At 70.5% G+C, this 22,719-nt stretch carries 22 protein-coding genes and 1 pseudogene; 15 read left to right on the top strand and 8 right to left on the bottom strand.

Annotated elements, in window-relative coordinates:
• Window positions 1-5 precede the first annotated feature (5 nt).
• The gene (locus tag ASF68_RS13705; protein WP_200936449.1) at window positions 6-1,322 is read right to left on the bottom strand and encodes an MFS transporter; all 1,317 of its coding nucleotides are present in this window, start codon (window positions 1,320-1,322) and stop codon (window positions 6-8) included.
• Between the two features lie 134 nt (window positions 1,323-1,456).
• Between ASF68_RS13705 and ASF68_RS13700 the strand changes: the two genes are divergently transcribed.
• On the top strand, window positions 1,457-1,888 hold the full coding sequence (locus tag ASF68_RS13700; protein ID WP_056012233.1) for a pyrimidine dimer DNA glycosylase/endonuclease V: 432 nt from the start codon (window positions 1,457-1,459) through the stop codon (window positions 1,886-1,888).
• Between the two features lie 86 nt (window positions 1,889-1,974).
• A complete protein-coding gene (locus tag ASF68_RS13695) occupies window positions 1,975-2,253 on the top strand; it encodes a YdeI/OmpD-associated family protein (protein ID WP_082498685.1) in 279 nt (92 codons plus the stop codon).
• 13 nt (window positions 2,254-2,266) lie between these two features.
• On the opposite strand, the gene ASF68_RS13690 is transcribed toward ASF68_RS13695, so the two are convergent.
• Window positions 2,267-2,914: a hypothetical protein gene (locus ASF68_RS13690; protein WP_056012227.1), complete on the bottom strand. Its 648-nt coding sequence runs from the start codon at window positions 2,912-2,914 to the stop codon at window positions 2,267-2,269.
• Between the two features lie 167 nt (window positions 2,915-3,081).
• Here ASF68_RS13690 and ASF68_RS13685 point away from each other — a divergent pair, with 167 nt between their 5' ends.
• On the top strand, window positions 3,082-4,122 hold the full coding sequence (locus ASF68_RS13685; protein ID WP_056012224.1) for an LLM class flavin-dependent oxidoreductase: 1,041 nt from the start codon (window positions 3,082-3,084) through the stop codon (window positions 4,120-4,122).
• Between the two features lie 36 nt (window positions 4,123-4,158).
• Here ASF68_RS13685 and ASF68_RS13680 read toward each other — a convergent pair whose 3' ends face one another.
• On the bottom strand, window positions 4,159-4,431 hold the full coding sequence (locus ASF68_RS13680) for a protealysin inhibitor emfourin (RefSeq protein WP_056012221.1): 273 nt from the start codon (window positions 4,429-4,431) through the stop codon (window positions 4,159-4,161).
• Between the two features lie 41 nt (window positions 4,432-4,472).
• Window positions 4,473-5,588 (bottom strand): M4 family metallopeptidase, encoded by a 1,116-nt coding sequence (locus ASF68_RS13675; protein WP_056012218.1) that lies wholly within the window; start codon window positions 5,586-5,588, stop codon window positions 4,473-4,475.
• Between the two features lie 151 nt (window positions 5,589-5,739).
• On the opposite strand from ASF68_RS13675, the gene ASF68_RS13670 reads away from it, so the two are divergent.
• The 5 genes from ASF68_RS13670 (at window position 5,740) to ASF68_RS13650 (ending at window position 10,579) form a co-directional block, all read left to right on the top strand.
• Window positions 5,740-6,903, top strand: a complete 1,164-nt coding sequence (locus ASF68_RS13670; RefSeq protein ID WP_056012214.1) for an LLM class flavin-dependent oxidoreductase — start codon at window positions 5,740-5,742, stop codon at window positions 6,901-6,903.
• On the top strand, window positions 6,900-7,529 hold the full coding sequence (locus ASF68_RS13665) for an FMN reductase (protein ID WP_056012210.1): 630 nt from the start codon (window positions 6,900-6,902) through the stop codon (window positions 7,527-7,529). Before ASF68_RS13670 ends, ASF68_RS13665 begins: the two co-directional genes overlap by 4 nt.
• 140 nt (window positions 7,530-7,669) lie before the next feature.
• Window positions 7,670-8,455: a hypothetical protein gene (locus ASF68_RS13660; protein WP_056012207.1), complete on the top strand. Its 786-nt coding sequence runs from the start codon at window positions 7,670-7,672 to the stop codon at window positions 8,453-8,455.
• Window positions 8,456-8,557: 102 nt separating this feature from the next.
• Window positions 8,558-8,827, top strand: coding sequence for a 30S ribosomal protein S15 (gene rpsO, locus ASF68_RS13655; protein ID WP_056012204.1), 270 nt, complete (start codon window positions 8,558-8,560; stop codon window positions 8,825-8,827).
• A gap of 264 nt (window positions 8,828-9,091) precedes the next feature.
• Complete coding sequence (locus ASF68_RS13650) at window positions 9,092-10,579, top strand: amino acid permease (protein WP_056012201.1); 1,488 nt, start codon at window positions 9,092-9,094, stop codon at window positions 10,577-10,579.
• Between the two features lie 144 nt (window positions 10,580-10,723).
• On the opposite strand, the pseudogene ASF68_RS18515 reads toward ASF68_RS13650, so the two are convergent.
• Window positions 10,724-11,209: pseudogene (locus ASF68_RS18515) on the bottom strand (DedA family protein); the annotation flags it as partial.
• A gap of 117 nt (window positions 11,210-11,326) precedes the next feature.
• Here ASF68_RS18515 and ASF68_RS13645 point away from each other — a divergent pair.
• Window positions 11,327-12,247 (top strand): NADP-dependent oxidoreductase, encoded by a 921-nt coding sequence (locus ASF68_RS13645; protein WP_056012199.1) that lies wholly within the window; start codon window positions 11,327-11,329, stop codon window positions 12,245-12,247.
• Here ASF68_RS13645 and ASF68_RS13640 read toward each other — a convergent pair.
• The gene (locus ASF68_RS13640; protein WP_056013375.1) at window positions 12,237-13,349 is read right to left on the bottom strand and encodes an acyltransferase family protein; all 1,113 of its coding nucleotides are present in this window, start codon (window positions 13,347-13,349) and stop codon (window positions 12,237-12,239) included. The two genes, ASF68_RS13645 and ASF68_RS13640, sit on opposite strands and share 11 nt — an antisense overlap.
• A 118-nt stretch (window positions 13,350-13,467) precedes the next feature.
• Between ASF68_RS13640 and ASF68_RS13635 the strand changes: the two genes are divergently transcribed.
• The 5 genes from ASF68_RS13635 to ASF68_RS13615 all read left to right on the top strand — a co-directional run bounded on the left by ASF68_RS13635 (window position 13,468) and on the right by ASF68_RS13615 (window position 20,870).
• Entirely contained in the window at window positions 13,468-14,550 is a 1,083-nt protein-coding gene (locus ASF68_RS13635; protein WP_056012197.1) for an FUSC family protein, read from the top strand.
• Between the two features lie 302 nt (window positions 14,551-14,852).
• The gene (locus ASF68_RS13630; RefSeq protein ID WP_056012195.1) at window positions 14,853-17,144 is read left to right on the top strand and encodes a polyribonucleotide nucleotidyltransferase; all 2,292 of its coding nucleotides are present in this window, start codon (window positions 14,853-14,855) and stop codon (window positions 17,142-17,144) included.
• 194 nt (window positions 17,145-17,338) lie between these two features.
• Complete coding sequence (pdhA, locus tag ASF68_RS13625; protein ID WP_082456163.1) at window positions 17,339-18,526, top strand: pyruvate dehydrogenase (acetyl-transferring) E1 component subunit alpha; 1,188 nt, start codon at window positions 17,339-17,341, stop codon at window positions 18,524-18,526.
• Window positions 18,523-19,578 (top strand): alpha-ketoacid dehydrogenase subunit beta, encoded by a 1,056-nt coding sequence (locus tag ASF68_RS13620; RefSeq protein WP_056012193.1) that lies wholly within the window; start codon window positions 18,523-18,525, stop codon window positions 19,576-19,578. The genes pdhA and ASF68_RS13620 overlap by 4 nt, the downstream gene beginning before the upstream one ends.
• Window positions 19,575-20,870 carry a dihydrolipoamide acetyltransferase family protein gene (locus ASF68_RS13615; RefSeq protein WP_056012191.1) on the top strand — a complete coding sequence of 432 codons (1,296 nt, stop codon included), beginning with the start codon at window positions 19,575-19,577 and terminating at the stop codon, window positions 20,868-20,870. Before ASF68_RS13620 ends, ASF68_RS13615 begins: the two co-directional genes overlap by 4 nt.
• Window positions 20,871-20,884: 14 nt before the next feature.
• On the opposite strand, the gene ASF68_RS13610 is transcribed toward ASF68_RS13615, so the two are convergent.
• Window positions 20,885-21,520 (bottom strand): TetR/AcrR family transcriptional regulator, encoded by a 636-nt coding sequence (locus ASF68_RS13610; RefSeq protein WP_200936448.1) that lies wholly within the window; start codon window positions 21,518-21,520, stop codon window positions 20,885-20,887.
• Between the two features lie 87 nt (window positions 21,521-21,607).
• Between ASF68_RS13610 and ASF68_RS13605 the strand changes: the two genes are divergently transcribed.
• Complete coding sequence (locus ASF68_RS13605; protein WP_056012186.1) at window positions 21,608-21,985, top strand: VOC family protein; 378 nt, start codon at window positions 21,608-21,610, stop codon at window positions 21,983-21,985.
• A 15-nt stretch (window positions 21,986-22,000) separates the two neighbouring features.
• On the opposite strand, the gene ASF68_RS13600 is transcribed toward ASF68_RS13605, so the two are convergent.
• A complete protein-coding gene (locus ASF68_RS13600) occupies window positions 22,001-22,633 on the bottom strand; it encodes a TetR/AcrR family transcriptional regulator (RefSeq protein ID WP_056012183.1) in 633 nt (210 codons plus the stop codon).
• Window positions 22,634-22,719 lie beyond the last annotated feature (86 nt).

The following is a 22,719-nucleotide window of genomic DNA, read 5'->3' as shown; positions in this document are numbered from 1 at the left end:
CGGGCTCAGGGCGTCGGCGTGCGGGCGTCGTAGCGGCGGAAGCCGCCCTGGAGGCGCACGACGGTCCACACGAGCGCCATGACGAGGAGCCCTCCGGCGAGCGCCGGGATCCAGAGCGCGAACGCCGAGGCGGCGAGGCCGATGTAGAGGTCGCCGACGCGCGGCCCTCCGGTCACGACGACGGTGAACACGCCCTGGAGCCGCCCGCGGACGGCGTCGGGCACGGCGGCCTGCAGGATCGTCATGCGGAAGATCGAGCTGACGTTGTCCGCGGCACCCGCGACGGCGAGTGCGGTGGCGGCGATGACGATGGCGGGGAGGTTCGCGCCGTCGGCCTCGTGCGTGGCCGCGCCGGAGAGGGTGACCCAGGCGAGGACCGCTCCGAATCCGGCGACGGCGAGGCCGTAGACGATGATGGCCCGCTCGATCGCGCGGCCCTGCCGATCGATCCGGCCGAGTCTTCCCGACACGAGGCTCGACAGGAGTGTGCCGACGGCGCCGGCGGCCGTGAGGACACCGACGGTGATCGCGCCGCCGCCGAGGACGAGGGTGCCGACGGCGGGGTAGAGCACCCGCGGGTTGCCGAAGGTCATCGCGATGATGTCGACGATGAACGTCATCCGCACGTTGGGTGCGGTCTTGAGGAACGTCCATCCGTCGACGAGGCTGCGGATGCCGGGAAGCCGACTGACCCCGCCCTCCGGGAGGATCTTCGGCAGGGACGCGATCCCGAGGAACGCTGCCACGAACAGGACGACGTCGATCGTGTAGGTCCACTGGAAGCCCACGCCGGCCACGAGCACGCCGGCCAGTGCCGGGCCCACCGTCACCATGACCCCGGCCGCGATGCCGGAGAGGGCGGCGGCCGCGGGGAGCAGCCGCGCCGGTAGGAGCCGAGGGAGGATCGCCTGTCGGGTCGTCCCGACGATCGTGGTCGACACGGCGTTGATCGTCGTGAGCAGGTACAGGGGCCAGACGAGTTCGGAGCCGCTCCATGCGAGCACGGCGATGACGGCCGTCGAGACCCAGGTGACGATCGCGGCCGAGAGCGCGACCGTGCGTCGGTCGAAGGCGTCCGCGAGCATGCCGCCGTACAGCCCGAAGCAGATCATCGGGAGCAGGGCGATGACGCCGACGAGGGAGACGGCGAAGGTCGAGGCGGTGAGGTCGTACACCTGGAGGCCGACGGCGACGATGGTCATCTGGCCGCCGATGCCGGTGATCGCGCCGCCGATCCACAGTCGTGCGAAGGCGGGACTCTCCCGGAGGGGACGCAGATCGACGAAGAGTCCGCTTCGGCCCGGGGTCGCGGGCGCGGTCACCGCTGCATCGGCGGACGGTGCGGATGCGGAGACATGACCGCCAGCATACGCCGGGAGACCCGCGGCCCCCCCCGGGGCGCCGGGTCAGGGGCTGCCCCGATCACCGTGTCGGCGGCGTCGGGCAGGATGGAGGGATGCGTCTCTGGTCGATCCATCCGCGGTACTTCGACGCCCAGGCGGTGACGTCGTCCTGGCGCGAGGGGTTGATCGCCCAGCGGGTCCTGGCTGAGCCCGGTTCGAGTCTCCGCTCGCACCCGCAGCTCCAGCGCTTCCTCGAGGCGGAGGAACCGCTCGAAGCCGTCGCCGCCTATCTCGGCGGTGTCGCCGACGAAGCGGGGGCGCGCGGCATGGACCTCGACCGCTCGCGCATCATCGCCGCGGGGTCTCTGCGGGAGCCGCTCGTCGTGACGGACGGTCAGCTCGACTACGAGTGGGGCAACCTGCGCCGCCATCTCCTCGAACGGAGCCCGGACGTCGCGGCCCGGTGGGCGAGGGTCTGGCGTCCCCAGCCCCACCCCGTGTTCGTCGTCGTGGGCGGGGGCGTGGCCGCCTGGGAACTCGCCTGAGGGTTCGCCGCCCGAAGACCGGACTCCCGAAGCCGATCGGAGCCCGGTCCCTCGACGGCCGCCATCCGAGCCGCTAGCGTGGCCGCATGGGCAGACACGCTGATGTGGGAGACGCGCCGCTCGCGGCGACCGGGACGGTCGTCCGGTTGCGGCCCGACCTCGAGCAGGCGCTCCACGACGCCGGTCGGCTGGCGTTCTTCCGCGGCCTGCCGAACAGTGCGCAGCGGGAACTCGCGCAGTGGGTGGAGCGGGCCGCCGATGTGGCGCGGGAGGGACGGATCGAGGAGGTCATCGAGCTCCTCGAACTCCGCGCCGACGAGCTGCGGACCGCGCTCCCGGCGGCCGCTGCCGGCCGTCGACGCTGAACCGCGTCCGCGCTCAGAAGCCGAAGTCGCCTCCACCGCCGAAGTCGCCACCGCCACCGAAGTCGCCGCCTCCGTCCGCGAACCCGCCATCGCCCCAGCCGCCGGCAGTCGGGTCGGCTCCGGCGTCGACAGCCGCCCCGTCTGACGCTCCGGCCTCGCCTCCGCCCTGATCGGCGCCGGTGGCATCCGCCCCGGCGTCGGTGCCGACGGCGTCGGGGATGAACGCCTGCGCGATGGCCGAACCGACGACGACCCCGGCGATCGTGCCGAGCATCGAGCTGGCGAGCATCCCACCGAAGCCCATGCCACCTCCCTGCGGGCCGAGGTTCCGCTCCAGCGTGCCCGGCTGGCGCATCTCGGCGCGGGTGGCGGAGAGCGCGAGGGCTTTCGGGGAGTCGTTCGCAGGCGCCTCACCTGTGGGAGCGTCCTCGGACAACTGGCGGAAGAGGATGCCCCGCTGCTCGGGGGTGAGTTTCGTGAACGCCTCCTCGTGGACCTGCTCGATGGTCTCCGGCGGAGCAGTGCGCAGGAGGTAGCGGTATCGCTCGACGGCGATCTCATCCGGCGTCCTGGTCGTCGCAGATGCCCTCCGGCCGTCGTCCGTCGCCTGGGCAGGTTCGCCGGACTCGGGGCGTCCGAGCAGTCGATCGAGGAATCCCATGGTGTGCTCCTTCGCAGTGGCGGGCGTCCAGCGTACGCGCCGGATGTCGGCTCCGGCTTGGACCGTGCTGAGAATCCGCCGGTCGCGCCGTCGCGGAATATGTCGCGCCCTCCGGACGCTGCACCCTACGCGCCTGTCGCCGCTCGGCAGCGCGACGAAAGGTGAACATGCGACTCTCGATACTGGACCTCATCCCCGTCCGCACCGACCAGGACACCGCGGCGGCACTCGCCGCGACGATCGCCCTGGCGAAGCGCGCCGACGAGCTGGGGTATCACCGGTATTGGGTGGCGGAGCACCACAACATGCCGTCCGTCGCGTCGACCAACCCCGCGGTCGTGATCGGCATCCTCGCCGCCGCGACGAAGCGGATCCGGGTCGGCTCCGGTGGCGTGATGCTCCCGAACCACGCGCCGCTCGTCGTCGCCGAGCAGTTCGCGCTCCTCGAGGCCTCGGCACCGGGCCGCATCGACCTCGGCCTCGGACGCGCCCCGGGCAGCGACCCGGTCATCTCCGCCGTCCTCCGCCAGTCCGGCAACACGAGCGACGTCGACCGCTTCCCGAACAACGTGCAGGACATCGTCGCCCTCCTCGGGGTCGACGGCGCCAGTGTCCGCATGACCTCCGGCGAGGAGTACGCCCTCCGCGGCACCCCGAAGGCAGGGAGCGTGCCCGACGTCTGGTTGCTCGGATCCAGCGACTACTCCGCGGCGCTCGCCGCAGCCCTCGGCCTGCCCTACGTCTTCGCGCACCACTTCTCCGGCCAGGGGACGGCTCGCGCCCTCGAGCTCTACCGCTCGAGCTTCCAGCCCTCGGCGCTCCTCGACGCCCCACGCACCTTCCTCACCGCGAACGCCGTCGTGGCCGACACCGCGGAAGAGGCCGAGGCCCTCGCCCTGCCGAACCTCCAGCAGATGGCCCGGCTGCGCTCGGGCAAGCCCCTCGGGCCGATCGCCACCGTGGAGGAGGCCGCGACCGCCGAGCAGAGCGACCTCGAACTCGGCTTCGTCGAGCAGATGCGCGCCGCCTGGATCATCGGCGACGCCGACCGCGCCGCGAGCGAGCTGCAGGGGCTCGCCGATCGTTTCGGCGTCGACGAGGTCATGGTGTCGCCGGTCGGATCGGCACGGGAGGGCACTCCCGCGAACTCGGCACCGGCCCGTGAACGGACGATCGAACTGCTTGCAGAACGGTTCCCGCAGCACTGACGGACGCGCGGTCCGCCCGACGGCGGACCGCTGCCGTCACTCGTGAGGCGGTTGCGCCGCGCGGACCCGCTCGACGAGCTCCTGCCAGGGACCGGTGAGTTGCCGTTCTCCGAGCGTCGCCTCCTTGGGCGCACACCGGATGCGGTAGACGTAGCGGTCGGGCAGCGGTGGTCCCTGCGGGGCGTCGTCCCACGGCAGGCCGTCGAGCAGCACGATCCAGGTGTCGACGTCGGGTTGGTCGTCGACGACGACCTCCCATTGCCGCGTCATCCCCGCGACGCCGCCGCTCCTCGTGACCGTGACCTTCATGCCGCGATGCTACTCCGCGGGCATGATCCCCACCATCGTGCTCAGTCGGCCGGGACGATCCCGACGCGTGCCCAGGCCGCCTCGAGTTCCGTCCGCTCCTCGGAGTCGGCACCGAATCGTGAGGTCGCCGCGGTGATCGAGGCGGCGGCGAAGGTGCCGAAGTCCGTGCGTTCGGCGAGCCCGCCCGTGAGCGTGTCGTACCAGACGCGTCCGGCGCGCTCCCAGGCGTTACCGCCGAGGGCGACGGCGTACGTCGCGAACGCGCGGTTCGGGATGCCCGAGTTGAGGTGGACGCCGCCGTTGTCGTCGGTCGTCTCGATGTAGTCGTCGAGATGGGCCGGCTGCGGGTCCTTCCCGAGGACGTCGTCGTCGTAGGCCGTGCCGGGGGCGAGCATGGAGCGCAGGGCGTTCCCCTCGACCTCGTCGGTGAAGAGTCCTTCGCCGATGAGCCAGGACGCCGCGGCAGCGTCCTGGCCGCGGGCGTGCTGTTCGACGAGGGCGCCGAAGACGTCGGAGACGTGTTCGTTCAGGGCGCCCGACTGTCCCTCGTAGGTGAGGTTCGCCGTGTACTGCGTGACGCCGTGGGCCAGCTCGTGACCGATGACGCTCAGCGAGCTGGTGAAGCTCCGGAAGACCTCGCCGTCGCCGTCGCCGAAGACCATCTGTTCGCCGTTCCAGAACGCGTTGTCGTAGTCGTCGCCGTAGTGCACCGTCGCGAGCAACGGCAGCCCGAGGCCGTCGATGGAGTCCCGCGCGAACGCTTCGGCGAAGAGGGTGTGGGTGTCGCCGAGTCCCTCGTAGGCGGCGGTGACCGCGGCGTCCGTCGTGGCCGGATCGACCTCCGACCGCACCAGCGTGCCGGGAAGCGTCTCGGAGCGCTCCGCGTCGAAGATGGAGCGTCGCGGGGCGGAGACGGCCCCTCGCTCCGTCGTCGCACCGCGCGCGGGCCCCGACGCCGTCTGCGGCGCAGTGCCCGGCTCCGGGAACCGGTACGGGCGGGTGGCGAGGAGGGAGTACCGGGCGGCGCTCGCGGCGCGCGCCAGGCGCGGGGTGTCGAGCTCGGCGATCCGCTCGAGCAGCCAGGGTGGGACGATCCCGCAGACGTGCTGCGGACGAGGTGTCGACGGGCCGGAGTCGGGGTGTGTTGAGCCGTTCATGCGGCGATCCTGCCACAGGCCTCCGACATGGGACAGGGGTCCCGCACGACCGCTCGGCGATGTTCTCCCGGCGCGTGGGAATAGTGCGGTGGTTCGCCTCGTTGTGCTGAATATCCATGCAAACGCATGGAAGAATCTGTGGGAGCGCATCATGCAATTCGGAATCTTCACGGTGGGGGATGTCACCACCGACCCGACCACCGGGGTCACGCCCACCGAGCACGAGCGCATCGAGGCCATGGTCGCGATCGCCCTCAAGGCGGAGGAGGTCGGCCTCGACGTCTTCGCGACCGGCGAGCACCACAACCCGCCGTTCGTCCCGTCGAGCCCGACCACCATGCTCGGCTACATCGCCGCGAAGACCGAACACCTGATCCTCTCGACGAGCACCACCCTGATCACGACGAACGACCCGGTCAAGATCGCCGAGGACTACGCCATGCTGCAGCACCTCGCCGGCGGCCGCGTGGACCTCATCATGGGCCGCGGGAACACCGGTCCGGTCTACCCCTGGTTCGGCAAGGACATCCGCGAGGGCATCAACCTCGCCATCGAGAACTACGCCCTGCTGCACCGGCTCTGGCGAGAGGACTACGTCGACTGGCAGGGGCAGTTCCGCACCCCGCTCCAGGGCTTCCAGTCCACGCCGCGTCCGCTCGACGGCGTGCCGCCCTTCGTCTGGCACGGTTCGATCCGGAGCCCCGAGATCGCCGAGCAGGCGGCCTACTACGGCGACGGCTTCTTCGCGAACAACATCTTCTGGCCCAAGGAGCACTACATGCGCCTGATCCAGCTCTACCGTCAGCGCTTCGAGCACTACGGGCACGGCACGGCCGAGCAGGCCATCGTCGGACTCGGAGGGCAGGCGTTCATGGCGAAGAACTCACAGGACGCCGTGGCCCAGTTCCGTCCGTACTTCGACAACGCGCCCGTGTACGGGCACGGCCCGACGCTCGAGGACTTCACCGAGCAGACGCCCCTCACCGTGGGAAGCCCGCAGCAGGTCATCGACCGCTACGCCTCGATGCGTGACTCGTTCGGTGACTACCAGCGACAGCTGTTCCTGATGGACCACGCCGGTCTGCCGCTCGGAACGGTGCTGGACCAGCTCGAGATCCTCGGTGGCGAGGTCGTGCCCGTGCTGCGCAAGGAGTTCGCGAAGGACCGTCCGGCGACCGTGCCGGAGGCTCCGACCCATGCGTCGATGGTCGCAGCGGCGGACGCCGAGCTCGCCTCGCGCTCCGGAGCCGTCGAGACGAGCCACGCCGACGCCGGCTCGGCGTTCGGTCGCGCAGCGGTCGGGGTCGGACGATGACGGGCGCGCGCACGCTCGCGGTCGTCTCCGCCGGCCTGAGTCAGCCGTCGTCCACCCGACTGCTCGCGGACCGGCTCCGCGACGCCACCGTCGCACAGCTCGAGCGTGACGGCCACACGGTCGAGACGACGTCGATCGAGCTGCGCGACCTCGCGCAGGACATCACGAACAACCTCCTCACGGGGTTCCCGAGCCCCAGGCTCTCGGCGGCCGTCGAAGCGATGACCGGCGCGGACGGCGTGATCGCGGTGACGCCGATCTTCTCGTCGAGCTACTCGGGCCTGTTCAAGTCGTTCTTCGACATCGTCGAACCGACGGCACTGACCGGGGTGCCCGTCCTCCTCGGCGCGACCGGAGGGTCGGCCAGGCACTCGCTGGCGCTCGAATACGCGGTCCGGCCCCTGTTCGCCTACCTGCGTGCCGTCACGGTCCCGACGGCCGTCTTCGCGGCGTCCGAGGACTGGGGCTCCGGCGAGGCGCACGTGAGCGCGCTGCCGGAGCGGATCGAACGGGCGGCGGGCGAGCTCCGTGCCCTCGTCGCGGCGTCGGACCGTTCGGGCGGGCGCGACGACCAGTTCGCCCTCGGTCGCCCGTTCTCCGAACTGCTCGGAGGCCTCGGCGCCTGAGCGCCTCGGAACGGCCTGACGCGGGCGGAGGCCGGACCACCCGGCCTCCGCCCGCGTCGTTCCCAGGTGGTGGACCGACGTCTTTGGGATACTGGTGGGGAGCGTCGCCGTCCGGCGGTGCCGGAGGGGATGGTGGCCAGGTGATCTCCGGAGCCCGTCGGATCGGTCGGACCCTGTGGCGCGCGCCGCGCGCGGTCGGCGTCGCCGTCGCGGCCCTGTTGCTCGGCTCGGCCCTCGTCGCGGCTCCGCTCGCCGCCACCCCGGCGGTCGCCGCGGCCGCTGGCACCATCGAGAGCCCTGCCGACGGCGACACCGTCTACCGGGTGGACTACACGCTCGAGGGCGACCAGGTGAGCGGCTTCGACGTCACGGGGACCGCCCAGCCGGGGGCCGACGTCGTGCTGTCCTACTGGCGTTCCATCGACCTGTACGACGCGGCCAAGCCCTGCTTCAGCGCCTCGACGTCTGACGACGACGCGTGCAAGCTGCAGGCGACCGGGGAGACCGGCGCGACGGAGTTCCGCTTCGACGGGCAACCGATCGAGGTCGGCTCGGACGGCGGGTGGTCCACGAGGATCAACATGACCCAGTGGTTGCGCGGTGCGGATGCGGGGGAGTACGACATCACGCTGGCCCTCGTGTCCACGAACGACGGCGGTGGCGCCACCCTCGGTGATCCGGTCCGCCTGGTCTACGACTCCACCACCACGGCCGAGGCGGCCGCCGCCGCCGGTGAGCCTGCGCCGACCGCCGGAGCCGGTCCGCCGGTGTGGGTCTGGCTGCTCGTCGCCTTCCTCGTCCTCGACCTCATCGCGCTCGCCCTCATCCTCGTCCTGCGCCGCCGACGCCGCGCCACCGCGGTCGAGGCGGAGGAACGGCTGAACGCGAAGCGCCGGACGACCCATCGCGAACCCCCGCCGCTCTGAACCTGCTAGAATCACAAGGTTGCCGTCGAACGGCCGCGGATCAAGAGAGCCCACGCATCAGGCGACGGGCACCGCGCAACGAACAGAGAGGGGATCACCACTATGGCGCTTGAAGGAGACCGTAAGAAGGCGATCATCGAAGAGTACGCAACCCACCCAGGTGACACCGGATCCCCCGAGGTCCAGGTGGCGGTCATGACCCGCCGCATCAAGGACCTCACCGAGCACCTCAAGGAGCACAAGCACGACCACCACTCGCGTCGTGGTCTGCTGCTCCTGGTCGGACAGCGTCGCCGCCTCCTCGGCTACCTCCAGGCCGTCGACATCGAGCGTTACCGCTCGCTGATCGAGCGCCTCGGACTCCGCCGCTAGGCAGCACCTCTACCCCTTCCAGCGCATCGGGACCCCGGTCCCTGAGCCTGTCGAAGGGCGCTGACACCGCGAGCTTCTTCGTGACGGGCCGTCATCCATTCGGATGGCGGCCCGTTCGTGTGTCACCGCCCGTTCGTGTCCGCCGGGGAGCCGTCACCTGGAGGAAATCCCACTTCCGACTCGACCCCGGGCCGCTCATCTGGCAAGGTCGAGAGTCGGCTTCGCGCGAGGCCACGGCAGCACCGCACCACGGCAAGGAGCACCATGAGCATCTGGCGGACGAAGAGCATCGAGGACTCCCTCGCGGACTCGGGGATCGAAGGGCGCAGTCTGAAGCGCACGCTCGGCACCTGGGACCTCATGATCATGGGGGTCGCGGTCGCCGTCGGCGCCGGGATCTTCTCCGTCGGGGCCAAGGCCGCCGGCAACTACGCCGGCCCCTCGGTGTCGCTCGCCTTCATCCTCGCGGCCGTCACCTGCGCGCTGGCCATCATGTGTTACGCCGAGTTCGCCTCGACGGTGCCCGTCGCCGGTTCTGCCTACACCTTCACCTACGCCACGCTCGGTGAGCTCCTCGCCTGGATCATCGGCTGGGACCTCATCCTCGAGATGCTCACCGCCGCGGCGGTCATCGCCAAGTACTGGGGCATCTACCTGAGCAACGTGTTCCTCCTCTGGGGCTGGGACGTCCCGAGCGAGCTCGACGTCTTCGGGCTCAAGGTGAGCTGGGGCGCGTTCGTCATCGTCGCGATCTTCACCACCCTGCTCGTCCTCGGCACGAAGCTGTCCTCCCGCGTCGCGAGCGTCTTCACGATCATCAAGGTCGCGATCGTCATCTTCGTCATCGTGGTCGGCGCGTTCTACGTGAAGGCGGCGAACTACACGCCGTTCATCCCCGCCGAGGTCCCGACGAAGGGGGGGGCGTCCGACACCTGGTCGCAGTCGCTGTTCTCCTTCATGACGGGCGCGGCACCCGCGCAGTACGGGGTCTTCGGTCTCCTCGCGGGAGCGTCGCTCGTGTTCTTCGCCTTCATCGGCTTCGACGTCGTGGCGACGAGCGCGGAAGAGGTCAAGAACCCGCAGCGCAACCTGCCCCGCGGGATCTTCGGCGGCCTCGCGATCGTCACCGTCCTGTACGTCGGCGTCAGCCTCGTCCTCACCGGCATGGTGCCCTACACGACCCTCGCCGAGGCGGAGGACCCGTCGCTCGCGACCGCCTTCATCGCGGTCGGCGCCGACTGGGCCGCCCAGGTCATCTCGATCGGCATCCTCGCCGGCCTCACGACGGTCATCATGGTGCTGCTGCTCGGGCTCGCCCGCGTGGTCTTCGCCATGAGCCGCGACGGCCTGCTGCCCCGATCCCTCAGCGTCACCTCCGAGAAGCGCAAGACGCCCGTGCGGGTGCAGCTCATCGTCGGTGCCCTGGTCGCGTTGATCGCCGGGCTCACCGACGTCGGCGTGCTGGAGGAGATGATCAACATCGGAACCCTCTCCGCCTTCGTGCTCGTCAGCATCGCGGTCATCGTGCTCCGGAAGAAGTACCCGAAGCTGCCGCGCGCGTTCCGTGTCCCGTGGTCGCCGTTCCTGCCGATCCTCTCAGCGGTGCTCTGCGTCTGGCTCATGCTCAACCTGACGACGCTCACCTGGGTGCGGTTCCTCGTCTGGCTGGCGCTCGGCTTCATCATCTACTTCGCCTACAGCCGCCGGCACTCCATCGTCGGCAAGAAGGCTCGGGGCGAACTCGTCGAGTGAGGCTCGCGCTCGTCGCCGTCTAGCAGCCAAGGCTGCACTGATCCGATCGACGGCCACACCGAGGCCGACGGCGACGACGATCGAGACGGCGGTCGCCAGCACCGGCTGGTCCGGGAGGAAGCGACCGACGACGGCTCCGACGCCGACGTTCCACAGCGCCCAGGCGAGCCCCGCGAGGACGGTGATCGGGAGGTACCGACGGGGACGGAGCCCGCTCGCCCCCGCGACGAGGTTGACCGCGATGCGCGCGAAGGGGATGTAGCGCGCGGTGAGGATGGCTGCGGCGGCGCGGCGCTCGAGCGCGACGCCCGCACGGGCGATGGCACCGGCGACCCGTGGACGCCGCATCCAGGCGAACCGCGTGGTCCCGATCCGTCGTCCGAGGAGGTAGCAGGACACGTCGCCGGTCACGGCCCCCGCCCAGGCCACACCGACGAGGAGAGCGAGGTCCGGCGAGCCGCTCGACGCCGAGATCGCGCCGAGCGCGGTGACCGCGGTCTCGCTCGGCAGGATGACGAGGAAGGCGTCGGCGACGGTGAGCAGGTACAGCGCCGGGAACACCCAGCCCGACGCGGCGATCTCGAGCAACCACGCCGTGATCGCCGTCTGCACCGCATCGACCCATCCCATGTCCGCGATTCTCGCTCGGCCGGGTGAACGGCGCGTGACGTCCCGAGTGGCCGGGGTGGTCGTCACCCGGGAAGCGTGTGAGCATGGAGGTCGGCGGAGGCCTGCGAAGGAGACATCATGGCGAGGTTCGTGCGATTCGACCGGTTCGGAGGCCCCGAGGTGTTCCACCTCGTCGAGGGCGACATCCCGGTGCCCGGTCACGACGAGGTCCGCGTCCGTGTGCTCGTCGCAGGCCTCAACCCCGTCGACCACAAGCTCGCGGCATCACCTGAAGCCCTCGCCTCATTCGGCCGGGACGTCCCGAGCGGGAACGGCAACGACTTCGCCGGCGTGGTGGACGGCCTCGGGAGCGGCGTGCAGGGGTTCGCGACGGGTGACCACGTGTACGGCGGACACCGGTTCCACGCGCAGGCGGACTTCCTCATCGCCCCGGCCGGCATCCTCCACCACGTGCCCGACGGGCTCACCATCGAGCAGGCCGGCGCGCTCGACATCGCCGGACGGGCGGCGATCGCGTCGGTCGACGCCGTCGGCGTCCAGCGGTCGGACACCGTGCTCGTGAGCGCGGCGGCCGGCGGGGTCGGCGTGCTCGCGGCGCAGCTCGCCCGCCGGCGCGGTGCGGTCGTGCTCGGCACCGCCGGTGCGGCCAACCAGGAGTTCCTCCACGGTCTCGGCATCATCCCCGTCCAGTACGGCGACGGTCTCCGCGAGCGCGTCCTCGAGGCCGCACCCGGCGGGATCACCGCCGTCATCGACACCCACGGACGGCCGACCCTCGAGCTCGCGCGCGACCTCGGTGTCGCTCCGGAGCGGGTGAACACCATCGCCGACCGCCCCTTCGCCGCCGAACACGGCTTCGGCGGCGTCGGCGGGCAAGCGGCGACGCAGACGGAGCTCGCGCAGCTGGGGCGGTGGATCGCGGAGGGGGAGATCGTGCTCCCGATCGACAGCGTGTGGCCGCTCGAACGGGTCGTCGACGCCTACCGCCATCTCATCGACGGTCACGTCCGCGGGAAGGTCGTCCTCGTCACCTCGTGACGTCGCGGCGGGACCCGGTCGGGTCGCTCCGAGGGGGCTCCGGGTCGAACGCCCGCTTCCGACTGAAGATCCAGGCCGCCCGGGGTTCGATGAGGGGGCGGGTGATCCGTCTGACCGGCGCACTGGACAGCACGATCACGATCACGACCGACAGCACCAGGAGGCCGACGAGGACGAGCTCGGGGTTGACGGTGTCCTTGAGGACGCCCGATTCGCGGAGCGGGTAGAGCACGAAGGAGTGCAGGAGATAGACGTACATCGTCGACTGGCCGTACCGCGTGATCCACGCATGGCGGCGGGGGACGAGCACGAAGAACGCGGCGGTGAGGACCACGGCGAGCAGGATCGCCGCGAGTCGGACCAGGCCGCCCGTGCCGTCCTCGTTCCCGAGCGCGGTGTAGCCCCGGTCGTAGAAGAACCAGTAGCGGAGGTCGATGCGCCGCCACAGGTCGATGCCCACGACCAGGACGACGGCCCAGACGACGAGCACGACGGCGGCGACGATGCGGACCCACCACGTCTTCGCGCGCACGAGGTGCCAGCGGTCCACGAGTCGCCACCGGTTGACCTGCCAGCCGAGCACGAAGAACGGCAGGATCCCGAGCGCTCGGGACAGCGAGAACGTGCTGTCGACGTTGTCGAGGTACCCGACGCCGATCGAGATGAGGACGCTCCACAGCAGCGGCCACCGGAGGAGTGCCAGGTACGGCAGGACGAGCCGGAAGATGCCGAGCGCGAGGAGGAACCACAGCGTCCAGGACGGCTGCGTCGGGTTGAACGCGCGCTTGCCCTCGACGAGGAACTGCACGAGTGACCAGACGCCCTCCATGATGAGGTACGGCAGCAGGATGTCCGTGATCACCCGACGCATCTGCCGACGCCCGGGAGGGGAGGACTTCGAGAAGTACCCGCTGACGATCGCGAACGCCGGCATGTGGAAGGCGTACAGGAACAAGTAGACGACGAGTGCGGGGTCGGACTCGGAGGTCAGCCGCTGGACCGCGTGGCCCATCACCACGAGCGTGATGCAGGCGAAGCGGGCGTTGTCCCAGAACGGGACGCGTCGCTTCGGGCGAGCGGCTGCCGGCGCGGGATGCGTCAACGTCACCTCCTGGGGTCCGCTCCAGCGTAGCCGGAGGCTGCTCGCGCCACGGCCGGGCTCCGCGAGCTGCCGCTGAATGGCGTAGCGTTGCAGGGTTGCACGCGGAGGGGAGGACGAGATGGCCGAACGTGGTCTGAAGACCTCCCTCATCTCCTTCGCGCCGTCACCCAAGCGATGGCCGGCCGCCCTGACGGCCGCGATCTCGATGGCCGTCCCGGTCGCCGTCGCCACGGCCGCCGGCGCGACCTCGCTCGGGCTGCTCGCCGGGCTCGGCGCGTTCACGGCGCTGTACTGCGTCCCCCTCAGTCGACGCGACCGCCTCCGGGTGCTGCCACTCATCGGTGTCGCGCTCGTCCTCGCCTCGGCGCTCGGCGTCTCGCTGTCCGGCTCCCGTCCGCTGACCGCGCTCGGGTTGCTCGTCGTCGGGGCGGCCGCGGTCTGGCTCGTCCAGGGGATCGTGCTCGGCCCGCCGGGGGCGCTGTTCTTCATCCTGGTGTTCGGCATCGCCGGGCATCTGAGCGCACCGACGGCGATCGGCGGTGCCGGGATCGACGGGCGACTCGTGATCACCCTCGTGGCCGCCGGATCGCTCTTCGCCATCCTCGTCGTCGTGGTACCGCTCCTCGTGCCGGGCGTCCGCCGGGCCGCCGGGAAGCCGACCCCGATGCGGGTCCTGTTCCCGGAGTACCGCCTCAGCCCGTCGGACCGCAGGGTCGCCGTCCGGTTGACCGTGGCCCTGGCGTGCAGCGCGCTCCTCGGATACCTGCTCGGCCTCGGGCACGGGTACTGGATCGCGGGTTCCGCCGTCGCCATCCTGAGTGTCGGACATTCCCGCACCCTGAGCGCGACCCGCGGCGTCCACCGGGTGCTCGGGACCCTGGTCGGCGCCGGGGTCTTCCTGCTCGTCGCCTCACTCGAACCGCACGGCTACGTGCTCGCCCTGGTGTTGGCGGCGCTGCAGTTCACCATCGAGCTCGTGGTGATCCGGCATTACGCCCTGGCGCTCGTGTTCATCACGCCGCTCGTCCTCGTCATCAGCACGTCCTCGTCACGGTCGCCGGTCCTCGCGGTGGTGGGGGAGCGGGTCCTCGACACCCTCATCGGGGCTGCCGTCGCCATGGTGCTGCTGGTGGCGTCCTGGGGACTCGACCGGCGGAACCGCCGGGCGGCCGGGCCCGGCGGAACCCCGCCCGTCACCTGAGCATCCGTGTCGTGCCGGGCTTCCAGGAGGGCCCCTCTGCTAGGCTCGTCCACGGTGGACCGTCACAGGTCCGCCGCGCGCAGAGCCAGCCGACAGGAAGCTGGTCCTCGGTGGTGTATCCCTCGCGATCCGCGGGTGGTGTTCTACTGGTGGCCAGCCAAGTCCCGGAAGACCGGGCGGCTTGAGCAAGTACTGCGGCTGCGTTGCGCGCTGCATCATGCACGACCGCGCTCGACGGCGCGTCCATTCGGGGCGCGCGGCCCGTCACTCGACGGGAGCGCACACGTACGAAGGAGAGACCTGTGGAAGGTCCAGAAATCAAGTTCGCCGAGGCCGTTCTCGACAACGGCAAGTTCGGCAAGCGCACGGTCCGGTTCGAAGCCGGCCGCCTCGCGCAGCAGGCACAGGGCGCGATCGCCGCGTACCTCGACGAGGAGACCATGCTCCTCTCGGCCACCTCGGCCGGAAAGCACCCCAAGGACAACTTCGACTTCTTCCCCCTCACGGTGGACGTCGAGGAGCGCTCCTACGCCGCCGGCAAGATCCCCGGTTCGTTCTTCCGTCGTGAGGGCCGCCCCTCGACCGAGGCGATCCTCGTCTGCCGCCTCATCGACCGACCGCTGCGCCCGTCGTTCGTGACCGGCCTCCGCAACGAGGTCCAGATCGTCATCACCGTCCTCTCGATCGCTCCGGGTGAGTTCTACGACGCCCTGGCCATCAACGCCGCGTCGATGTCCACCCAGATCTCGGGCCTGCCGTTCTCCGGCCCGATCGGTGCCGTCCGTCTCGCTCTCATCCCCGGCCAGGCCGGCGAGGCCGACCAGTGGGTCGCGTTCCCGAAGGTCGACCAGCTCGAGGAGGCCGTCTTCGACATCATCGTCGCCGGTCGTATCGTGACGGACGCCAACGGCAACGAAGACGTCGCGATCATGATGGTCGAGGCCGAGGCCACCGAGAACAGCTGGAACCTCATCAAGGGCGGCGCCACGAAGCCCGACGAGGCGGTCGTCGCGGCCGGTCTCGAGGCCTCCAAGCCGTTCCTCAAGCAGCTCGTGAAGGCGCAGAGCGAACTCGCCGCCCAGGCGGCCAAGGAGATCGCGGCCTACCCCGTGTTCCTCCCGTACACGCAGGAGAGCTACGACGCCGTCGCCGGTCTCGCTCACGACGAGCTCGTGAACGTCTACCAGATCGCCGACAAGATCGAGCGCCAGAACGCCGACGACGCCCTCAAGGATCGCGTCAAGGCGACCATCGCCGAGCGCGTCGAGGCCGGTTCGCTCGACGCCGAGGTGCTCGCGCAGTTCTCCGCCGCGTACAAGTCCGTCTCGAAGGTCGTCATGCGTGGCCGTGTGCTCCGCGAGGGCATCCGTATCGATGGCCGTGGCCTGACCGACATCCGTCCGCTCGACGCCGAGGTGCAGGTCATCCCGCGCGTCCACGGTTCCGCGATCTTCCAGCGCGGCGAGACCCAGATCCTGGGTGTCACCACGCTGAACATGCTGAAGATGGAGCAGCAGATCGACTCGCTGTCCCCGGTCACGAAGAAGCGCTACCTGCACCACTACAACTTCCCGCCCTACTCGACCGGTGAGACCGGCCGGGTCGGTTCGCCGAAGCGTCGCGAGATCGGGCACGGCTTCCTCGCCGAGCGCGCCCTCGTGCCGGTGCTGCCGAGCCGCGAGGAGTTCCCCTACGCGATCCGTCAGGTGTCCGAGGCCCTCGGGTCCAACGGTTCCACCTCGATGGGTTCCGTCTGCGCCTCGACCCTGTCGCTGCTGAACGCCGGTGTGCCGCTGCGCGCACCCGTCGCCGGTATCGCCATGGGCCTCATCTCCGACGTCGTCGACGGCGAGACCCGCTACGCGGCCCTCACCGACATCCTCGGCGCCGAAGACGCCCTGGGCGACATGGACTTCAAGGTCGCAGGTACCTCCGAGTTCGTCACGGCCATCCAGCTCGACACGAAGCTCGACGGCATCCCGACCTCGGTCCTGACCGGTGCGCTCCAGCAGGCCAAGGACGCCCGCACCACGATCCTCTCCGTGCTGAACGCGGCGATCGACGCTCCCGACGAGATGGCGCCGACCGCGCCTCGCGTCATCAGCGTCCAGATCCCCGTCGACAAGATCGGTGAGCTGATCGGCCCGAAGGGCAAGACGATCAACTCCATCCAGGACGAGACCGGCGCCGACATCTCCATCGAGGAGGACGGCACCGTGTACATCGGTGCTGTCGACGGTCCGTCGGCCGAGGCCGCTCGCGCCCAGGTCAACGCGATCGCCAACCCGACCAACCCGGAGGTCGGCGAACAATTCCTCGGAACCGTCGTCAAGATCGCCGCGTTCGGCGCGTTCGTCTCGCTGCTCCCGGGCAAGGACGGCCTGCTGCACATCTCCGAGGTCCGCAAGCTCGCCGGTGGCAAGCGTGTGGAGAACGTCGAAGACGTGCTCGGCGTCGGCCAGAAGATCCTCGTGGAGATCACGAAGATCGACGACCGCGGCAAGCTGTCGCTCGCTCCGGTCGTCGCCGACGAGGCCGACACGCACGGCAGCGACGCTGCCAGCGAAGGCCCTGAGGCTCCCGCCGAAGGCTGATCGACCCCGTACCGACAGAACGCCCGTCCCGCTCATGCGGGGCGGGCGTTCTGCCGTCGGTGGGAGTGTCGACGGTTGAGGGGCGCGACGATCCGGCGTAGCCTCGGACCACCTCGCGATGACGCGAGGGCACGGCACCGCTCACGAGGCACCGCCGTGCGGTCACCGAACTCAAGGCGGCGTGCATCGTGTCGATGGAGACTCACACCCAATTCCCGCAGGATCCGGACGGAGCGGGAGGTGATGCACGCGACAGGTCTCCGGAGGATCAGGCGGTCAGGGGCCCGGGCCCGTCGGACCTCGTCCAGCTGATCGATCCTGACGGACACCGCCGGGAGGACGCACTCTACGACCTCTTCGTCGCCGACCTCGGGCCGGACGAGCTCCTCGGTCTGTACGAGGACATGGTGGTCAGCCGCCGGATCGACACCGAGGCGACCGCCCTGCAGCGACAGGGGGAGATCGGCCTCTGGCCGCCGTTGCTCGGGCAGGAGGCGGCGCAGGTCGGCTCGGCCCGCGTCCTGCGGCCGGACGATTTCGTCTTCACGAGCTATCGCGAGCAGGCGGTCGCCTACTGCCGGGGCGTCGAACTCGACCAGTTGATGGCCATGTGGCGCGGGACGGCCCTCTCGGGCTGGGACCCGTACGAGGTCGGGATGGCGACACCCGCCGTCATCATCGGCGCGCAGACACTGCATGCGACGGGCTACGCCATGGGCTGCCAGCGCGACGGCGCGGATGCCGTCGCCGTCGCCTACTTCGGTGACGGTGCCACGAGTCAGGGCGACGTCAGCGAGGCCCTCGTCCTGGCCGCGAGCTTCCGTGCACCCGTCGTCTTCGTCTGCCAGAACAACCAGTACGCGATCTCCGAGCCGGTGGGGCTGCAGGCGCAGCGCCCCATCGCGGAGCGGGCGCCGGGGTTCGGTGTGCCGAGCATGCGCGTCGACGGCAACGACGTGCTGGCCGTCACTGCGGCGATGCGCATCGCGGTGGACCGTGCCCGCTCCGGCGGCGGCCCGACCTTCATCGAGGCTGTGACGTACCGGATGGGGCCGCACACCACCTCCGACGACCCGACCCGGTATCGCGACGAGGCCGAAGTGGCCTCGTGGCGGGCGAAGGACCCCATCGTCCGGGTGGAACGGTTGCTCGACGCGGCCGGGGTCCTCGACGAGTCGGCTCGTGCACGGGTGGCCCGGGTCGCCGACGATGCCGCCGCACGGGTCCGTGCCGGGTGTCTCGCGCTGCAGGCGCCGGATCCGCTTTCCGTGTTCGACGAGGTCTACACGACGCCGCATCCGGTCCTCGAACGCCAACGGGACGAGTACCGCTCCTACCTCGAGTCGTTCGACGGCGCCGACGGGACAGGAGGCGTGCGATGACGACGCTGACCCTGAGCAAGGCGATCAACACCGGTCTCCACCATGCCCTCGCCGACGACGACCGCGTCCTCCTCCTCGGCGAGGACATCGGCCGTCTCGGCGGCGTGTTCCGGGTCACCGACGGCCTGCAGGCCGAGTTCGGGGCCGACCGCGTCATCGACATGCCGCTCGCGGAGTCGGCGATCATCGGTGCGGCCGTCGGACTCGCCTTCCGTGGTTTCCGGCCGGTGTGCGAGATCCAGTTCGACGGGTTCATCTACCCGGGGTTCGACCAGATCGTGGCGCAGTTGGCCAAGCTGCACTACCGCACGCGCGGGGCCGTGCGGATGCCCGTCACCATCCGGGTCCCCTACGGCGGGGGCATCGGCGCGGTCGAGCACCACTCCGAGTCGCCCGAGGCGTACTTCGCCCATACGGCCGGCCTCCGGGTGGTCACCTGCTCGGACCCGCAGGACGCGCACACGATGATCCGCCAGGCGATCGCCTGCGACGATCCGGTGCTGTTCTTCGAGCCGAAACGGCGGTACTGGACGAAGGGTGAGGTGCTCGAGGACCTGCCGACCGATCCGCTGGCCTTCACGCACGCTCGGACCGTCCGCTCGGGCCGTGACGCGACCCTGGTCGCCTACGGGCCGCTCGTGCAGACCGCGCTCGACGCCGCGGAGGCGGCTGCGGACGAGGGTGTCGACCTCGAGGTGATCGACCTGCGCTCCCTCGCCCCGATCGACGTCGACGCCGTCGTGGCGTCCGTCGAGAAGACCGGACGGCTCGTCGTCGCCCATGAGGCGCAGCGCTCCGGCGGGATCGGCGCCGAACTGGCAGCGACGATCACGGAACGCTGCTTCGACGTGCTCGAGGAGGCCCCGGTGCGGGTGACGGGATTCGACACGCCCTACCCGGCGTCGGCCCTCGAGGACCATTTCCTCCCGGACCTCGACCGCATCCTCGACGGCGTGGACCGGGCGATGGGGCGCCGGTCGTCGGTGCCGTCGTCCACCGGTCGGGCCGCGGCGCGGACCGCTGCGACGACGGACGAGGAGGGACGACGATGAAGCGCTTCTCCCTGCCCGACCTCGGCGAAGGACTCACCGAGAGCGAACTCGTCTCCTGGCGCGTGGCCGTCGGCGACCACGTCGACCTCAACCAGGTGATCGCCGAGGTCGAGACCGCGAAGGCGCTCGTGGAACTGCCGGCACCGACCGCAGGCGTGGTCACCCGTCTCCATGTCGAACCGGGGACGACCGTGCTCGTCGGCGAGGCGCTCGTCGACTTCGCTCCGGACGGGGAAGGCACCTCGCCGGAACCCGGGTCCGAAGCGCCGGCGGTCGACCGTCCGTCCCCGGCCGGGGATCGCGAGCCCGTCCTCGTCGGCTACGGCCCGCGGACGTCGAGCGGGGAGCGGCCGCGGCGGCGCGCCAGGGCGTCGGCCGACGACCCGGTCGTCGTCTCCGCTCCCCGTCCGGCGACGCGTCCGCGGGCGACACCGCCGGTCCGTCGGCTCGCCCGCGATCTCGGAGTCGACCTCGGCAGCCTCGTCGGCACCGGCGTCGGAGGCCGGGTCCTCAGGGAGGAGGTGGAGCTGGCGGCGGGCGCTTCGTCGGGGTCGTCCCCGGTCGTACCGACTCGCGTCACGATGTCGGATGACGGCTCCGTCCGGCGACCGATCACCGGGGTGCGACGACGAACCGCGGAGGCCATGGTGAGCAGCGCGTTCACGGCACCGCACGTGACGGAGTTCCTGACCGTCGACGTGACGCCGACGATGACGTTGCTGGACGCGCTCGCCCACTCGCCCCGCACCGGCGACCACCGGGTCAACATCCTCACGGTCCTCGCCAAGGCGGTGTGCATCGCCGTCAGACGCACGCCGGCGGTCAACGCCAGCTGGGACGAGGCGGCGGGCGAGATCGTCGAGTACGCGCATGTTGGACTCGGGATCGCCGCGGCCACCCCGAGAGGACTCCTCGTGCCCAACATCGCGCGCGCGGACGAGCTCAGCCTGTTCGACCTCGCCGATGCCGTGTCGAGCCTCGTCCGGACGGCGCGGGAGGGCCGGACCACCCCGGCCGAGTTGCGTGGTGGGACGATCACGATCTCCAACGTCGGTGTCTTCGGTGTCGACGCGGGGACGCCCATCCTGAACCCGGGGGAGGCGGCGATCATCGCCCTCGGTGCGGTCCGTCGTCTCCCGTGGGAGTTCGAGGGGCAGGTCGCGTTGCGGCAGGTCGTGACGCTGTCGCTGTCGTTCGACCACCGGCTCATCGACGGGGAGCAGGGGTCGCGGTTCCTCGTCGACCTCGGGACGATGCTCGCCGATCCCGCCATGGTGCTGACGATGGTGTGATCGTCGGGCGGCGCTCAGATGCCGCGGTCGACGAGGTCCAGCAGGTGTTCCGTCGCGAACTCGACGGTCGCCTCGTCGAGGCCTCTGAGCGGGCCGTCGATGATGAGCATGCCGAGTCCGTGCACCGACGACCAGGCGAGGAGTTCGGCGCCTGGTCGTCGTGCGGGCGGGAGCACCCCCGTCTCGGCGAGCTCGTCGAGCACGCCGGCCAGGGTCTGGAAGGGGGTCTGGCCGGAGGCGCCCCGTTTGCCGACGCTCATCGCCTCGTTCAAGTCGTGCGGCACTGAGAAGGCCGCCCGGAAGAGGCCTGGCTCCTCGCGCGCGAACCGCAGGTAGCCGGTGCCGACCGCGCGCAGTCGCAGTCGCGCGTCCGCGGGGGCGGAACCCGTCGGTTCCACGGCCTCGAGGGCGGTGGCCATGCGGTCGGCGGCGAGTCCCTGCGCGGTGTCGGAGACGGCCTGGACGAGTGCGTCGCGGTCGGCGAAGTGGCGGTAGGCGGCGTTCGGTGAGACGCCGGCGCGTCGGGTCGCCTCCCGCAGCACGACGGCGTCGGGTCCGCCCTGTCTGGCCATCTCGACGCCGGCCTCGAGCAACGCCTGGCGGAGATCGCCGTGCCGGTAGGTGCTTCGTGCCGGTGCGGGAACGCTCATGGGTTCCATTCTGTCGCGCCGCTCTGGACGGATCGCGCGGGACGTGGCATTGTGCACAGTGTACACATCGAAGCGGAGGAGCGGCTCATGGTCTCGTACACGGATGTCTTCAGTGGATTCTCGGTCGACGACATCGACGCGGCCAGGTCGTTCTACCGCGATGTCCTCGGCCTCTCCGTCGCCGACAACGCGATGGGGTTCCTCGACCTGTCGCTCCCTGCGGGCGGGTCGGTCCTCGTCTACGGCAAGCCCGACCACGTGCCGGCGTCCTTCACCGTCCTCAACTTCGCAGTCGCGGACATCGATGCGGCGGTCGACGAGCTGAACGCGCGCGGCGTGGTGACGAAGCTCTACCCGGACGAGCAGCTCCCGACCGACCCGAAGGGCATCATGCGCGGGAACGGGCCGGACATCGCCTGGTTCACCGACCCGGCGGGCAACGTGTTGTCGGTGCTCTCCGACTGAGGCCGGGCGGCCGGTTCAGGGGGTGCTCAGTGCCGCGACGGCCATCCGCTCGAGGGTCGAGCGGATCGCGTCCCGGTCGACCGCCCCGGCGTCGTTCCGCCCGAGCGAGGCGCTGTGCGGCGTGGAGTTGATGAGACCGAAGCCCGCGAGGGCCCGGATCCGGAGGGCTGCTGTGGAGGTGGACGGGTGCAGGGCGTGCAACACGTCCACCCACCGTTCGACGTACCGGCGTTGCAGGGTGCGGACGGTGCGACGGTCGTCGGGGGCGAGGCTGTCGAGATCGTGGTCCTGGATGCGGATGACGTCCGGGTGTTCGAGGGCGAAGGCCACGTGGAAGGACACGAGCGCGTGCAGCGCCTGCCCGGCATCCGGAGACCGTTCGACCTCGGCCGTCCCTCCGTCCAGGAGGTCCTGACTCACCCCGACGAGGAGCGCGGCGAGCACCGCCTGCTTGCTGACGAAGTGGCGGTAGACGGCGGGTCCGCTCATGCCCACCGCGGCGCCGAGGTCCTCCATCGACACCCCGGAGAAGCCGCGCTCGGCGAAGAGTCCGGCCGCCGACCGGAGGAGGGCCGCCCGGCGGGCCGCCTTGGCCTCCGAGCGTCCGACGCGTGTGGCGGGCGACGACGACGGCTCGTGGTCGGACATCGGGCCTCCTCGGGGTGGACATTTTCAGTGAATGAAGCGTAACCTCTGTTTCAGTGAGTGTTCAGTAACTGAATTCCCACACCGTC

Origin of the sequence: Plantibacter sp. Leaf314 (assembly GCF_001423185.1) — a bacterium.
Classification (GTDB): domain Bacteria; phylum Actinomycetota; class Actinomycetes; order Actinomycetales; family Microbacteriaceae; genus Plantibacter.
Note: the sequence above shows the minus strand (reverse complement) of the source record. Positions and strands in the feature narration are given on the sequence as shown.

Coding starts and splice junctions, on each gene's coding strand:
- ASF68_RS13650 (WP_056012201.1), top strand. CDS start 9,092: ATGAGCATCTGGCGGACGAAGAGCATCGAGGACTCCCTCGCGGACTCG.
- ASF68_RS13665 (WP_056012210.1), top strand. CDS start 6,900: ATGACGGGCGCGCGCACGCTCGCGGTCGTCTCCGCCGGCCTGAGTCAG.
- ASF68_RS13700 (WP_056012233.1), top strand. CDS start 1,457: ATGCGTCTCTGGTCGATCCATCCGCGGTACTTCGACGCCCAGGCGGTG.
- ASF68_RS13615 (WP_056012191.1), top strand. CDS start 19,575: ATGAAGCGCTTCTCCCTGCCCGACCTCGGCGAAGGACTCACCGAGAGC.
- ASF68_RS13695 (WP_082498685.1), top strand. CDS start 1,975: ATGGGCAGACACGCTGATGTGGGAGACGCGCCGCTCGCGGCGACCGGG.
- pdhA (WP_082456163.1), top strand. CDS start 17,339: ATGGAGACTCACACCCAATTCCCGCAGGATCCGGACGGAGCGGGAGGT.
- ASF68_RS13680 (WP_056012221.1), bottom strand. CDS start 4,431: ATGAAGGTCACGGTCACGAGGAGCGGCGGCGTCGCGGGGATGACGCGG.
- ASF68_RS13670 (WP_056012214.1), top strand. CDS start 5,740: ATGCAATTCGGAATCTTCACGGTGGGGGATGTCACCACCGACCCGACC.
- ASF68_RS13645 (WP_056012199.1), top strand. CDS start 11,327: ATGGCGAGGTTCGTGCGATTCGACCGGTTCGGAGGCCCCGAGGTGTTC.
- ASF68_RS13690 (WP_056012227.1), bottom strand. CDS start 2,914: ATGGGATTCCTCGATCGACTGCTCGGACGCCCCGAGTCCGGCGAACCT.
- ASF68_RS13610 (WP_200936448.1), bottom strand. CDS start 21,520: ATGAGCGTTCCCGCACCGGCACGAAGCACCTACCGGCACGGCGATCTC.
- ASF68_RS13685 (WP_056012224.1), top strand. CDS start 3,082: ATGCGACTCTCGATACTGGACCTCATCCCCGTCCGCACCGACCAGGAC.
- ASF68_RS13635 (WP_056012197.1), top strand. CDS start 13,468: ATGGCCGAACGTGGTCTGAAGACCTCCCTCATCTCCTTCGCGCCGTCA.
- ASF68_RS13605 (WP_056012186.1), top strand. CDS start 21,608: ATGGTCTCGTACACGGATGTCTTCAGTGGATTCTCGGTCGACGACATC.
- ASF68_RS13675 (WP_056012218.1), bottom strand. CDS start 5,588: ATGAACGGCTCAACACACCCCGACTCCGGCCCGTCGACACCTCGTCCG.
- ASF68_RS13600 (WP_056012183.1), bottom strand. CDS start 22,633: ATGTCCGACCACGAGCCGTCGTCGTCGCCCGCCACACGCGTCGGACGC.
- ASF68_RS13620 (WP_056012193.1), top strand. CDS start 18,523: ATGACGACGCTGACCCTGAGCAAGGCGATCAACACCGGTCTCCACCAT.
- rpsO (WP_056012204.1), top strand. CDS start 8,558: ATGGCGCTTGAAGGAGACCGTAAGAAGGCGATCATCGAAGAGTACGCA.